Raw genomic sequence first — 13643 nt, forward strand, 5'->3', positions numbered from 1 at the left:
CACACACAGCTCCACGGCAAACCCCATCAAAGCCACGCCCACTCTGCGTCACGGATGAATTCAACACCAACAAAACCAACAACCAAAACAAAAAGCCCATCCCTACCGGGATGGGCTTTTGTTATTTGCCCACGCATTCAGAGCACGTCCAAAGAAGCAAACCACTCGCTACATTGACTAGAGAAACCCTTGCAACACGCAAGAAGTGAATGCGGCGCTAGCGCCAGTTCAAGAATCTCCGCAACATCTCACCAGAAAGTTGAACCAGAGTCAGCCGAAAATTTCAACGTAGCCCGTTAGGACGGCCACTATCAATCCCAAGCGTTACTGGGCACCTGGCAAAATCATTCCCTTACATATAAGGCAAGTGCAGCGCCTGTTCAGGCTGCCATCTATATCCAAGATCCTGCGAGGGTCATACAACACGCCCCGGCCGCACCACATCTGCCTGCCCCCTTGTCATTTGACGGACATCGCGGCAGCTTGCTCGATTACCTTCGCGACTTCGGCAGGGTGCGCAATGAAAGCGACGTGGCTGCCATTGATTTCTACGGTCTTGCTATTCGCACGTTTGGCCATAAAGCGCTCCAACCCAGGATTGACGGTGCGATCGGCGGTCGAGACGATCGCCCAGCTCGGCTTGCTCTTCCAGGACGCCTGCGTTACGGGGCTCTGCGCAGCCTGGACTGCCGGCATGACTTGCGAGATCGCCATGAATTTCGCGTCAGCCGCCGGCAGATCCGCAGCAAAGTCGGCATGGAACAGCGCCTGGTCGAAATACAGGTGGCCATCGGCGGTGGCCTTGATCGCCTCGCTTGCCGGCGGCATCTTCTTGACCAGATCCAGCAGGCTTTCTCCGGCATCGGGCTGGAACGCAGCAACGTAGACCAGGCCGGCCACCTTCGGATTATTGCCAGCCTCGGTAATCACCATCCCGCCATAACTGTGCCCGACCAGGATGCTATTACCGTCCATGGCCTCGACCGCTCGCGTGGTGGCTTTCACATCGTCGGCCAGCGAAGTCTCCGGTTCTTGTACGACAGATACATTAAATCCATCGCGCGTCAGGATGTTGGCCACGCCCTGCCACCCGGAGCCATCGGCGAAAAAGCCGTGAACCAGAACAATGTTCTTGACCGGCTCGGCCATGGCCGCGTGGGAGAAGGTCGCTGCGAGAGCCATGACGAGTGAGGAAGCGATACGTTTGGTTGAGTGCATTTTGATACTCCGGAAAGTGATGTATATATAAGTGAGAAAAATCAAAGGATGAAACTTTACGATTCGCACTGAGCAGAAAAGCTGGCAGCCGTTTCCGCATGCCGGGGGTAATCCGTGAACCCTTGCTCCGCGCCGCCATACAGCGTGGCGGTATTTACAGGGTTCAGCGGCCAATCGTTGGCGAGCCGCTGAGGCAGGTCCGGATTGGCAATGAAGGGGCGACCGAAAGCGATCAGGTCGGCCAGCTTCGCATCGATCAGGCGTGCACCGCGTTCCGCCGTGTAACGACCGGCGTAGATGATGCGACCGCTGAATGTCTGGCGCACAGCATGCCGGAATGCTTCGGGCAAATCGGGCGCGTTGTCCCAGTCCGCTTCGGCGATCGACAGATAGCCGACCCTGGCTTGTTCCAGCACCTTGATCGCCTCGATGTAAGTCTGATGCGGATCCTCTTCGACGAAGCCGATATACACACGGTCCTCATCGGTGCCGGTAAACAAAGGCGTAAAGCGCACGCCCACCCTGTCCGGCCCGACCACTGCGGCGACTGCCTCGACGACCTCGCGCAGAAAGCGCAAGCGCTTCTCCAGCGAACCGCCATAGTCATCGGTGCGCTTATTCGAATGGGTCGATATGAACTGATTGATCAGGTAGCCATTGGCAGCATGAATCTCCACCCCATCGAATCCGGCATCCAGCGCGTTCTGCGCCGCTTGCGCGTAAAGCGCAACAAGTTGCCCGATGTCCGCCACGCTCAATTCGCGCGGCATCGACGGATCCACCAGCATTCCTTTACCCGGCTCGGTTTCGATGAAGGCTTTCACCTTCTGCGCCTGCACCGCAGATGGAGCAAGCGGCGCCGCGCCGTCCGGCTGCAAGGCTGTATGCGAAACGCGACCGACATGCCATAACTGCGCAAAGATGATGCCGCCTTCCGCATGTACTGCAGCGGTGACCTTGCGCCATCCGTCGATCTGCGCCTGACTGTATATACCCGGCGTCCATGCATAGCCTTGGCCGCGCGCTTCGATCTGCGTACCTTCGCTGATCATAAAACCTGCCGTGGCACGCTGGCTGTAATACAAGGCCATCAGTCCGGTAGGAATATCGCCGGGCTGCGCGGCGCGCTGACGCGTGAGCGGCGGCAGAACGATGCGGTTCTTCAGCGTGTATCGCCCCAGTGCAATGGGCGTAAAAAGTGATGTGTTTTTCATAGAGATGTGGATTTTCCGGGTGGGCTGGAAAGATGAACGGCTTACAGCCCGCCCAGACTCATGTACTTCAGGTTGAGGTATTCGTCGATGCCGTGAGTCGAACCTTCGCGGCCGATGCCGCTATCCTTGACGCCGCCAAAGGGGGCGACTTCAGTCGTGACGATGCCCTCATTGATGCCGACCATGCCGCTCTGCAGCGCCCGCGAGACACGAAACGCACGAGCCAGATCGCGGCTGTAGAAGTACGCAGCAAGGCCGAATGGCTCTGCGTTGGCGGCTTCGATGGCATCCTGCTCTTCCTCGAAACGAAACAGGGCGGCAACCGGACCGAAAGTTTCTTCATGCGCAATCAGCATGTCGGAAGTGGCGTCGACGATGACGGTCGGTTCGAAAAACGTGCCGCCCAGCACGTGGCGCCGGCCGCCAGACAGAATCTTGCCGCCCTTGGCCTGTGCGTCGGCGACGTGCGCCTCGACTTTTTCCACCGCAGCGGCGTTGATCAGCGGTCCCTGCTGAACGTCTGCACCGAACCCGTTACCGACTTTCAATCTGGATACGCGCTCCGCCAGCCGGCGTGCGAACTCATCATAAATGCCGTCCTGGACATAGAAACGATTGGCGCAGATGCAGGTTTGTCCGCTGTTACGGAATTTGGCGGCAACCGCGCCTTCAACGGCCTGCTCGATATCGGCATCGTCGAACACGATGAAGGGGGCATTACCACCCAGTTCCAGCGAGAGCTTTTTCATGGTCGCAGCAGACTGCCCATAAAGCAGCTTGCCGACACGGGTCGAGCCAGTGAAGGTAAGTTTGCGCACTCTCGCATCCGCTACCAATTCGCCACCGATGGCCACGGCGTCGCCGGTCACTACATTGATCACGCCGGCAGGCAAACCCACCTTTTCTGCCAGCACACCCCAGATCAAGGCGCAATATGGGGTGAACTCCGATGGTTTGGCGACCACCGTGCAGCCGGCAGCAAGGGCTGGCGCAATCTTGCGCGCCAACATGGAGAAGGGGAAATTCCAGGGAGAGATTGCGGCGACGACGCCGACCGGCTCACGCGTCACCATGATCTGACGGCCCTTCCATGGCGAGGGGATGATTTCGCCGTTGATGCGGCGAGCTTCTTCCGCAAACCACTGGATGTAGTCGGCGCCCAGCTTCATTTCAGCGCGCGCCTCGGCCAGCGGCTTGCCCTGCTCAAGCGTGAGCAGGCTGGCCAGATCGTCCAGATTCTCGCGCACGATAGCCGCCATCTTCAACAGCAAGTTTGCCCGTTCCGCGGCAGTGGTCAAAGACCAATCCGTGAATGCAGCCTGCGCAGCTACAATCGCGCGCCTGGTTTCGGCCGCGCCCGACCATGCAATCGATCCTATCGGTGTGCCGCTGGCAGGATCATCCACACCTCGGGTGCTCTGATCGTCGGCGGCGACCCATGTGCCGTTAATGAAGTTGCGCTCTTGCAGCCAACCTGAGGCTTTGATTCGTTCCAGCATGGCACTACCTTTCTGTATTCGATAATTGATTAGCGCTCGCCAGCACGACGGTTTGCTCGGGACGTTGTCTGAGCCGTCAGGCTGGCGAGGGCACTACTTACGCTTGTTTTGCGTGCCTGTTCAGCCGTTGGCTCAGGCAATACGCTGCAACAGTTCGACGGCGGCAGCCGACGACGACGCAGGGTTCTGGCCGGTAATCAGCAGACCGTCGCTGATGACATACGAACCCCAGTCATCGCCCTTGAAGTACAAACCGCCTTTGGCCTTGAGTTCGTCTTCCACCAGGAAAGGCACGATCTTGGTCAGCCCGACGCCTTCCTCCTCGGTGTTGGTGAAGCCGGTTACCTTCTTCCCCTCGACCAGCGGACGTCCGGCTGGCGTTTTGACATGGCGCAACACGCCTGGCGCATGACACACCAGCGCGACTGGCTTGTTGGCGGCGATGAAGGCTTCAATCAGGGCGATCGAATGCGGGTCTTCCGCCAGATCCCACAGCGGGCCGTGACCGCCCGGATAAAAGACCGTATCGAAATCGGCCTGATTGACCGAGTCCAGACGCACGGTGGCGGCCAGTTGCGCAGTCGCTTCCGCATCCGCTTCGAAACGGTGGGTCATCTCGGTCTGGAAGTCGGGTTCGTTGCTCTTCGGATCCAGCGGCGGCTGGCCCCCCAGTGGCGACGCCAGAACGATTTCCACGCCGGCATCCTTGAACACGTAATAAGGCGCGGCCAGCTCTTCCAGCCAGAAACCGGTTTTGCGGCCGGTGTTGCCAAGTACGCTATGGGAAGTCAGAACGATCAGTACTTTTTTCATGGTGTTGCTCCTGGATGAAGTTAAAAATCAAAGCCACTAATAGACCGGTCGTCTATTAACGTGGCAAAAAAAACCATCTCTTCAGAAATGCCCGTTCATCGCCGCCTTAATGGGCGGAAAGATGAAGAATTCGTTGCGTGGTCAGCATGGCGGTGTCGAAGGGTTCGGTATTTCGCCCGATCTTGACCATGACGCTTGCGCCCAGCCACAACTGATAGAGGCTTTGCGCAACACTCTCTGCATCGCCTTCGATGCTCAAGGAACCTTCAGTCACACCCGCCTCTATGGCCCCGGCCAGACGAGAGACGATACCCGACGTGCCGCGCCGGATTGCGAGGCGCATGGCTTCCGACAGGTCGGCCACTTCTGCCGCCAATTTCACGGCCAGGCATTTTCCCTGGCAGTCGAGGAAGGACTGGGTGTCTTGCCAGGCCTGCCAATAGTTCAGCAAGCGCTGCGCCATGGTGAGGCCGGGTTGCGCCAGCGTGCTATCCAGATCGGCCAGATAGTCCTCAAAGTAGTTATCCAACAGCGCCTCACCGAAGGCATCCTTAGAACCGAAGTAATGATAGAAAGAACCCTTCGGAACACCGGCTTCCGCCAGTATCTCGCTCAAACCGACGGCGGAGAATCCCTTGCCGGCCATCAGGCGCTGCCCGGTAGCCAGAATATTCTCGCGGACATCAAGGTTTGCGGAGTTGTTTGCTGTGTTCATGGACCGGACTATAACAACGAATAGACCGGTCGTCTAGTTACTTTTGAAATAATTTTGTTTTTCTTTATAACGAGACGTCCTCGACATGCCCTCGATTTGATTCAAGCGCGGTGAGTGCACCTTCACTGGAGGCGCAAAACGCACTTGCAACGCTGCTTGAAAAGAACGGCGCCAATCAGCCGCGGCACAAGCGATTGTTACCAGTCGACGTCCGCGCAAATGGCGCTCTTGAACAATGCCCACCTCGATCGCTGTGCCCACTGCAACCGCGCCGGGGGTACAGACTCGACTTTTCGCCTACAACTGCAGAGCGGCCTGCCGGATACGATTTACGATACCGAATCTGCCTGTTCTCGCACGCTCAACAACGCCTCAGCACAACTCAAAAGAGGTAAATACACACCCCTCAAACGCCCTTTTTTTATGCGACTTGTTTGGTGGTCTTACCAATAAACTGGTAATATCCGAAACTCGAAAAACAAGAAAGAGTCGGCTGGCAGCCTATAACACCACCCGATGTTTGAGACAAACCTATTCAAATCAAAGGATTACGTCATGAAATTACTCCGCTACGGCCCAGTCGGCCAAGAAAAACCGGGCATCCTCGATCAAAACGGCAAGATCCGCGATCTGTCGGCTCATATCAAGGACGTCAATGGCGCTGCGCTGGATGATGCAACGCTGGCCAAGATCGGCGCGCTGGATCTGCAAAGCCTGCCGGTAGTGGAAGGTAATCCCCGTATCGGCGCCTGCGTCGGCAATATCGGCAAATTCATCTGCATCGGCCTGAACTACGCCGACCACGCAGCTGAATCCGGCCTGCCTATCCCTGCCGAACCTGTGGTGTTCAACAAGTGGACGTCGGCCGTGGTGGGTCCTAACGACAACGTCAAAATCCCGCGCGGCTCCAAGAAGACCGACTGGGAAGTGGAACTGGGCGTGGTCATCGGCAAGGGCGGTACTTACATCGACGAAAAAGATGCGCTGTCGCACGTGGCCGGCTATTGCGTGGTGAACGACGTGTCCGAACGCGAATACCAGATCGAACGCGGCGGCACCTGGGACAAGGGCAAGGGCTGCGACACTTTCGGTCCTATCGGTCCATGGCTGGTGACGCGCGACGAAATCACCGATCCGCAAAAGCTGGGCATGTGGCTGGAAGTGGATGGCAAGCGCTATCAGAACGGCAACACCAACACCATGATCTTCGGCGTGGCGCATGTCATCGCCTACCTGTCCAAGTTCATGAGCCTGCAGCCTGGCGACGTGATCTCGACCGGTACGCCTCCGGGCGTCGGCATGGGCGTCAAGCCTGAAGCTGTCTACCTGCGCGCCGGCCAGACCATGCGTCTGGGCATCGACGGCCTGGGTGAACAACAGCAAAAGACCATCGACGCCTGATAGCGTTGCCCGCTCCGGCTGCGCCGACCTGCTCCGTTCATAACGGACAGCCGCGCAGCCGGATCGAACAGTCTGCAAACCGCCTCACAGAAAAGGCGGACACCAAAGATTTCCTCAAGAGTTACAGAGAATGGAGCAAACATGAATCACTATGATTTCCAGGGTCGCAGTGCGATCGTCACCGGCGGTGCACAAGGCATCGGTTTCGCCATCGCTGAACGTCTGCTGCAAGGCAAGGCCAAGGTCGTGCTGTGGGATATGGACGCCAAGGTCCTGCAAGAAGCGCGCACCAAGCTGGAGCCGCTGGGCAATGTCGAGATCGTGCAAGTCAACATCGCCGATCAGGCTGCCGTGCAGCGCGCCATTGAAGAAACCGAAAAAGTCACACAATCGATTGACGTGCTGGTGCATAGCGCAGGTATCGCCGGCCAGAACAACGTGGTCGCCGAGTACTCGGCCGAAGAATGGCGTCGCGTCATCGACATCGATCTGAACGGCGCGTTCTACGTCAATCAGGTGGTCGTGCAACGCATGATCAAGCAAAACTACGGCCGCATCGTCAACATCGCGTCGATCGCCGGCAAGGAAGGCAACCCGACGGCCTCCGCCTACAGCGCAGCCAAGGCCGGCCTGATTGCTCTGACCAAGAGCCTGGGCAAGGAAACCGCCACCAAGAACATCGCCGTCAACGCCATTACTCCGGCTGCGGCGCAGACCAAGATTCTGGAACAGTGCAGTCAGGCGCACATCGACTACATGCTGTCGAAGATCCCGCGCGGTCGTTTCGTCAAGGTCGAAGAAATCGCCGCCATGGTGACCTGGCTGGTGTCGGAAGAAAACTCGTTCACCACCGCATCGGTGTTCGATCTGTCGGGCGGACGCGCGACCTATTGATCCCGGCTGCAACGCTGGCTGCAGCAGCAAACACTGCAGCTGGCGTCCGGCCAGGTCAGGGATCAGCGATCCGAGCAGCAAAGGCGGCGGAATTCTCTCGCCGCCCTTCATAACAATAATTAATTTTCATTAGTTTCCTGCCGTGGCACCCGCGGCGGGCGGACTTTTGCGCCTTCGTTTTTACAAAGAGGAGAGATAACAATGTCAGCAGTCCCCTATCCGGCCGCCGCGCAGGATCTGAAAGAAAGCAATCTGTATCGCAGAATCACCTTGCGCTTCGTGCCCTTGTTGATGATCTGTTTCGTGTTCGCCTATCTGGATCGCGTCAACATCAGTTTCGCCAAGCTGCAGATGCAAAGCGATCTGGGTTTTTCCGATGCCGTCTACGGCCTCGGCGCAAGTATCTTTTTCGTCGGCTACTTCCTGTTCGAAATTCCGAGCAACATGATCCTCCACAAGGTCGGTCCGAAACGCTGGATCGCCCGCATCATGGTGACCTGGGGTATCGCCTCGGCGGCCATGATGTTCGTCACCAGCGAAACCAGCTTCTATGTGCTGCGTTTTCTGATCGGTAGCCTGGAGGCCGGCTTCGTGCCGGGCGCGCTGTACTTCTTCACCAAATGGTTTCCGTCGGTGCGTCGCGGTCGCATCAACTCGCTGTTCATGGCGGCGATTGCCGTGTGCGGCATCATCGGCGGCCCGATCTCGGGCGGCATTATGAAGTTCACCCACGGCGTCAGCTCGCTGCACGGCTGGCAATGGCTGTTTTTGCTGGAAGGTATTCCGTCCATCGTGCTGGGCGTGGTGTGCTGGATCGTCATCGACGACAACATCCAGGATGCGCGCTGGCTGCAGGATGATGAAAAGAAGCTGTTGCTGGCACGCCTGGCTGAAGAGCCCAAGAGCGAAGCCGTGCACTCCTTCCGCGATGCGCTGAAGCAGCCGTCCACCATCACCATGTCGCTGATCTATCTGGTGCTGGCTTCCGGCATCTACGGTCTGGTGTTCTGGATGCCGCAGCTGATCAAGACTGCCGGCACCGATGACACCTTCATCATCGGTCTGATCACCATGGTGCCCTACCTCTGCGCCGGCCTCGGCATGATCCTCATCGGCCGCAGTTCCGACCGCACCGGCGAACGTCGCTGGCACCTGGCCGCATGCGCCATCGCCGGCGCCGTCGGTTATGCCGCTGCCGCCTATTTCGGCAACAACACGCTGATCCTGGTGATCGCCCTGTCGTTCGCCGCCACCGGCATCATCTCGGGCATCGGCCTGTTCTGGATTCTGCCGCCGCGCGTGCTGTCCGGCGCCGCAGCGGCAGGCGGCATCGCGCTGATCAACTCGGTCGGCCAACTGGGCGGCATCATCACCCCTTACATGGTCGGCAAGATCCGCGATCTGACCGGCAGCGCCGCCATCGGCCTGTACGTGGTTGCGCTGGAATGCCTGCTGGGCGCCGCGCTGTTGCTGTGGGCGCTGCCGAAGCGCATTTACTTCCGCGAACCTGCGCAGAAGTAAGCTCAATTGCCGCAGACAAAGAAAAACCCGCCATCTGGCGGGTTTTTCTTTTTGATTTCCACTCCGGTCGCCCTGAGTAGCTGCCAAGCAGCGTATCAAAGGGCAAGCAAACGCTGTGGACGTCGCCGGCTGGCTTGGACACAGCCCTGCTTACCTACTCAGCCCGCACGGCTTGGCCGGGAAATCTTTTCTTCACTGAACGGCATTACGCCATCCGGCGTTTTTTCTTTTAGTGCTTCCTGAGTGCTGCATCGGTACGGCCTGATCAACTGCGCCTCAATTGCACACCCAGGCCGGCAGCAGCTTACCATCAGTATCGAAACGATAACGTCCCTGCGCCCAGCCCAGACCGAACAGCGTCAGCACGCTGTTGTAGTAATTGAATTCGCCCTTGCCATCCGTCGGCGAGCCGTCGGCTGCATGCACCGGCTTTTGGGTGGCCTGATTCCAGCGCTCCTGCACCAGTTGCTGCTGCGACTTGAAACTGCTGTCCTGGCCGGAGTTTTTCAGATACGGCAACAGACCGGCGGAAAACCCGACCGGCCCCTTGCCCTCGGCTGCGCCGCTGCGGGTATCCACCTTTTCCGGCGGCAAACCGCTCTTGTCCTGATTCGCCGCGACATAGCGCCCCATGCCGCCGACCGCCTGCCGCAATGGTTGCGCCAAAGGATCGCCGTTAGCCGTCACGCCGGCCCATAGATACACGCGAATGGCATCGTAGCTGCCGACGCCCGGCTTTTCGGTATCGGGCAAGGCGCCGCGCGCGCCGTCGTACAACAACCAGTCCGGCGCATAACCATGTGGCGCCGCCTGCCGGATCAGCTGCACGGTGGAACTGGCCATGGCATTCCACGGCCCGGATGCATCCACCGCCGCCATGCGGCGCAACAGCGGCAGCGGCAAATAACTCGGATTCAGACGCCATTGCTTGGGGCCGAGCACAAAGCCGACTTCCCCCGGCAGCAGCATCGAACCCAGCTTGGGCAAATCCACGATTTCCTTTTGCTTGATCTGCTCCAGCAACTTCATGCCGGCGGCGTCGTATTCAGGCTTGGCCCACAGACGCCCGGCTTCCACCAGGGCGTACGCAATCCACAGATCTGAGTCGGCCGCCGAATTGGCATCGACCACGCCATAGCTGCCGTCGGTGCGTTTGCCCCATTGCCAGGCCGGCAGCTTGTCGCTGCCCAAACCCAGATTGGCGCGGCTCCAGGCCCACAAGGTGGCAAAGCGCGCCGGATCGTTGGCCACCAGCGCGAAGAACATGGCGTAGGACTGGCCTTCGGACGTGGTTTGCTGGATCTCCGTGGCGTAATCGATCACGCGGCCGTCGGCTTGCAGAAAACCTTGCTTGAAGCGATCCCACTGCGGCCAGGCCGTGACCCGGGCATCGAGTTCGGCGCAGGCCGGCGGGGGCTGGCCGACCTCAGGCCCGCTCGGTTCCGCCGCCATGGCGCTGCCCGCACCCGCCAACAGCGCGAGTGCAGTCAGTGTGAAAAAACGCGTGGTGCTGAAGCGGGGCAATGCGCTTGCTGATTTCATCGGCCATCATCCATTTGTCCGTAAAAGTCGCGCGTGTTCTTCGGCAAGTCGCGACTGAACACCGCATCGCGCGCCGAAAAGAAGTAACGCACGAACAGCATACCGGCATATTGCCGGTCGCGCCCCGGCGTCACATTCAGGTCGCCGAGCGCACCGATCTGCCAGCGCTCGCTCAGGCGCTTGACCATCGCCAGTTGTACATGCGCGTACATGCCGCTGTCGCGACTACCGCTGTAACCGCAATTGACGGCAGCGCGATTGACCGAGGCAAACGCCGCCGGCAAACCGACCGGCAGGCAGGATGACGCCGACTCGCCGGAACTGTTCCAGCCCAGCTCCAGATTGCCGGAGAGCTGGCTGCTCTGCCCTTCCAGCGTCATGAACTGCGAGGCGATGCCGGTGCTGAGCGAACGTTGCGGGCTGTAATAGCCGCCGAGGCCCCAGCTATATTGATTCTGGTTGTTGTCGAAGTGAAGATAGTGCAGGGCCGGACCGATATTGAAATAATCGAAGCCGGCCAGCTTGAAGTTGTAACCGGCGCCGAGATCCAAGGCCACCGAACGATTGCTTTGCACATTGTGGCCGCTGAAACCCGCCAGCTCGGCATTGGCCGACATGCTCCAATCCTTGCTCAATTGCATCAGGCTGCGTACGCCCAGCGTATTGCGCCGCACATCGCCCCAATAATCGCCGCTGCCCGGCAAACTCAGCCCACGCCACGACAACAGCGAATCGCGCACCGGATTGCTGCCGGCATAGGCCGACCAGCTGCCCCACGCCGTTTGCTGACCGGCGCTCAACTGGCCGTAGACATCGCTGCCGCCGGCGCCGCCATCGGTGGCGCCGAGCGCTGCTTGCCAACTGATGCGGCCGAGGCTGGTGAGCCACAGACTGTCATCGACGCTGAACCACAGCTCCTGCGCATTGACGCGGCCCGATGCCTGATAAGAAGCCGGCACACCGATCGCCTGCGCCACCTGATCGGCGCGTATGGTTTCGGCATTCAGCGTCAGCTGGCGCAAACGCAGGTTGTATTGCCGCGTGCCATCCATCCATTCGGCGCGCACCGCAGGCGCCAGCGTTTCCAGATGGCCCTGGCCGTTGGCGCCGGCATGATTCGACAAGGTGAAGCCGGTGCTGATCGAGGCCGAGTCGATGCCCTTGAGATTCTTCGGCAAATAGGATTGCAGGCTTTTGCCGAGCTCCTGTGCGGCCACACCGTCGCTCAGCGCGGTCTGCGTCACATTCTGTTCGGCCTGCTTTTGCAGCGCATAGGCTTCGATGAATTGCTTGCGGTAATACAGCTGCTGGCTTTCGAGTGCGCTGACATAGGCTTGCAGCGGAGCCTCTTGCGCCTCGGGCATGATGCTCAGCTCAGGCAAGCGGCCGCGCGCGCTTTCGCTCAGGGCCCAGCCTTCCGCCGTGCGCGCTTCGTGCTTGCTGCGGTACTGCGCGGCGAACAAGGCAGAGGCCTGTTCATAACGACCGCTGCCGTACAGATTCCATCCGCGCAACTGGCCGGTCTGCTGCGGCGTCGCTCCGAAGCGCTCGGCTTCGTCCAGGGCGCGCAGGCTGGCGGCGTAATCCTTTTGCAGATTCAATTCATCGGCACGCAACATGCTCAGCCGCGCGCGCTGCGCGCGGGCGCGCGGATCGGCGGCGACGCCCGGCTGCGCGAGCAGTTGTTCAGCGCCGGCGATGTCCTTGCGCTCCAGCCTGATCTGCAACAGACCGAGCTGGGCATCCACCGCTGCCGGCATCCATCCCGAGGCACGCTGGAACCAGATTTCAGCCTCATCGCTGCGCCGATGCGCCAGCATGATCCAGCCGCTCAATGTCGCCGCCGCGCCATCACGATAGTTCTCGATCTGCGGCGCGAGCTGCTGTGTCAGTTGCAAGGCGGTGTCGCTATCCGGCGTGGCCGCCGCCATGCGCGTGAGGCTGCGGTCGTATTGCAGACGCACAAATTTTGTCTCGCTGTCGGCATCGCGTTTGCCGCCGGCCGCTTCCAGTGCAATCAGCTGTTCCATCGCGGCGCTGTCGGCACCCAGACTTTGCTGCGCCATGTACAAGGTGGCGATGCGATTGCCCGACGGTGCGCAATCCGGAAATACGCTGCGATACAGTGTCAAAGCCTGATCGCCGCGGCCGGCCTTGGCCAGCAACTCGGCGCCACGCCATAACCGGTCGATGCGGGTACAGGAAAATTGTTCCGGATAGTGCTGTATCACCTGCAACAGCGGCTCCAGAGAAGCTGACGATGCCGCAGCATCGCCGGCCTTTGCATTGCCGGCTTTGGCCAAGGCCTGGTCGATATCCAGATCCTGCTGCTGTCGCACGCGTTCCGCCAGCAAGCCCTCAGGCGGCGCCCAGTCGGGAAATTGTTGACGTGTGCGCAGCAGTTGCTGATCGAACTGCGTCAGCCGTTTGGCGCGCAGCAGATTCCACAAGGGCCGGTCGTCGACGCCGGGCTTGCCTTGGTTCGCTTGCAGATTGGCATCGGCGCCCGCAACTTGCTGCTGCACGTTCTCGCGCTGCAGCGCGTACTGGGCGCGCTGGCGTGCAGCCAGCGTCGCCGCCTGCACATCGCGCTGACGCCGCAGCAAATCCTGCTGCACCTTGCGTTGCACCTGCTCGCCGCTGCGCTGCGTGATTTGCGCATCGGCGTCGCCCCGCTGCACCGAGATGCCTTGCGCCTGCCGCTGTACGCCGCTGACATTGCTCTGCTGCGCCAGCGAGGTCTGCGCAATCAGGCCGCAGCCTGTGCCCAGCAGCGCCGCGAGACCGAGGCCGATGGTACTGCGCACGCGTACTGGTTTCATTTCA

General features: G+C 59.9%; 10 protein-coding genes. 3 read left to right on the forward strand and 7 right to left on the reverse strand.

Annotated elements, in window-relative coordinates; translation table 11 throughout:
• Positions 1-459: 459 nt before the first annotated feature.
• The 5 genes from PQR62_RS21725 to PQR62_RS21745 all read right to left on the reverse strand — a co-directional run bounded on the left by PQR62_RS21725 (position 460) and on the right by PQR62_RS21745 (position 5459).
• A complete protein-coding gene (locus PQR62_RS21725) occupies positions 460-1218 on the reverse strand; it encodes an alpha/beta fold hydrolase (RefSeq protein WP_408160132.1) in 759 nt (252 codons plus the stop codon).
• Positions 1219-1274: 56 nt separating this feature from the next.
• Positions 1275-2432: an alkene reductase gene (locus tag PQR62_RS21730; protein ID WP_408160133.1), complete on the reverse strand. Its 1158-nt coding sequence runs from the start codon at positions 2430-2432 to the stop codon at positions 1275-1277.
• A gap of 41 nt (positions 2433-2473) precedes the next feature.
• On the reverse strand, positions 2474-3931 hold the full coding sequence (locus PQR62_RS21735; RefSeq protein WP_408160134.1) for an NAD-dependent succinate-semialdehyde dehydrogenase: 1458 nt from the start codon (positions 3929-3931) through the stop codon (positions 2474-2476).
• Between the two features lie 132 nt (positions 3932-4063).
• Positions 4064-4744, reverse strand: coding sequence for a type 1 glutamine amidotransferase domain-containing protein (locus PQR62_RS21740; protein ID WP_408160135.1), 681 nt, complete (start codon positions 4742-4744; stop codon positions 4064-4066).
• 106 nt (positions 4745-4850) lie between these two features.
• Positions 4851-5459, reverse strand: a complete 609-nt coding sequence (locus PQR62_RS21745) for a TetR/AcrR family transcriptional regulator (protein ID WP_408160136.1) — start codon at positions 5457-5459, stop codon at positions 4851-4853.
• Positions 5460-6014: 555 nt separating this feature from the next.
• Between PQR62_RS21745 and PQR62_RS21750 the strand changes: the two genes are divergently transcribed.
• From PQR62_RS21750 to PQR62_RS21760, 3 genes are all read left to right on the forward strand, one after another.
• Complete coding sequence (locus PQR62_RS21750; protein WP_408160137.1) at positions 6015-6860, forward strand: ureidoglycolate lyase; 846 nt, start codon at positions 6015-6017, stop codon at positions 6858-6860.
• A gap of 141 nt (positions 6861-7001) precedes the next feature.
• The gene (locus PQR62_RS21755; protein ID WP_408160138.1) at positions 7002-7754 is read left to right on the forward strand and encodes an SDR family oxidoreductase; all 753 of its coding nucleotides are present in this window, start codon (positions 7002-7004) and stop codon (positions 7752-7754) included.
• 201 nt (positions 7755-7955) lie between these two features.
• Positions 7956-9275: an MFS transporter gene (locus PQR62_RS21760; RefSeq protein WP_408160139.1), complete on the forward strand. Its 1320-nt coding sequence runs from the start codon at positions 7956-7958 to the stop codon at positions 9273-9275.
• 276 nt (positions 9276-9551) lie between these two features.
• On the opposite strand, the gene bcsZ is transcribed toward PQR62_RS21760, so the two are convergent.
• On the reverse strand, positions 9552-10817 hold the full coding sequence (bcsZ, locus tag PQR62_RS21765) for a cellulose synthase complex periplasmic endoglucanase BcsZ (RefSeq protein ID WP_408160140.1): 1266 nt from the start codon (positions 10815-10817) through the stop codon (positions 9552-9554).
• Positions 10814-13639 carry a cellulose synthase subunit BcsC-related outer membrane protein gene (locus PQR62_RS21770; RefSeq protein ID WP_408160141.1) on the reverse strand — a complete coding sequence of 942 codons (2826 nt, stop codon included), beginning with the start codon at positions 13637-13639 and terminating at the stop codon, positions 10814-10816. The genes bcsZ and PQR62_RS21770 overlap by 4 nt, the downstream gene beginning before the upstream one ends.
• Positions 13640-13643 lie beyond the last annotated feature (4 nt).

The organism is Herbaspirillum lusitanum (genome assembly GCF_046025995.1).
GTDB lineage: Bacteria > Pseudomonadota > Gammaproteobacteria > Burkholderiales > Burkholderiaceae_D > Herbaspirillum > Herbaspirillum lusitanum_A.

What these genes read in the sequence shown, in the direction of transcription:
- PQR62_RS21725 (WP_408160132.1), bottom strand. Translation starts at nt 1,218, where the DNA reads ATGCACTCAACCAAACGTATCGCTTCCTCACTCGTCATGGCTCTCGCA.
- PQR62_RS21730 (WP_408160133.1), bottom strand. Translation starts at nt 2,432, where the DNA reads ATGAAAAACACATCACTTTTTACGCCCATTGCACTGGGGCGATACACG.
- PQR62_RS21735 (WP_408160134.1), bottom strand. Translation starts at nt 3,931, where the DNA reads ATGCTGGAACGAATCAAAGCCTCAGGTTGGCTGCAAGAGCGCAACTTC.
- PQR62_RS21740 (WP_408160135.1), bottom strand. Translation starts at nt 4,744, where the DNA reads ATGAAAAAAGTACTGATCGTTCTGACTTCCCATAGCGTACTTGGCAAC.
- PQR62_RS21745 (WP_408160136.1), bottom strand. Translation starts at nt 5,459, where the DNA reads ATGAACACAGCAAACAACTCCGCAAACCTTGATGTCCGCGAGAATATT.
- PQR62_RS21750 (WP_408160137.1), top strand. Translation starts at nt 6,015, where the DNA reads ATGAAATTACTCCGCTACGGCCCAGTCGGCCAAGAAAAACCGGGCATC.
- PQR62_RS21755 (WP_408160138.1), top strand. Translation starts at nt 7,002, where the DNA reads ATGAATCACTATGATTTCCAGGGTCGCAGTGCGATCGTCACCGGCGGT.
- PQR62_RS21760 (WP_408160139.1), top strand. Translation starts at nt 7,956, where the DNA reads ATGTCAGCAGTCCCCTATCCGGCCGCCGCGCAGGATCTGAAAGAAAGC.
- bcsZ (WP_408160140.1), bottom strand. Translation starts at nt 10,817, where the DNA reads ATGAAATCAGCAAGCGCATTGCCCCGCTTCAGCACCACGCGTTTTTTC.
- PQR62_RS21770 (WP_408160141.1), bottom strand. Translation starts at nt 13,639, where the DNA reads ATGAAACCAGTACGCGTGCGCAGTACCATCGGCCTCGGTCTCGCGGCG.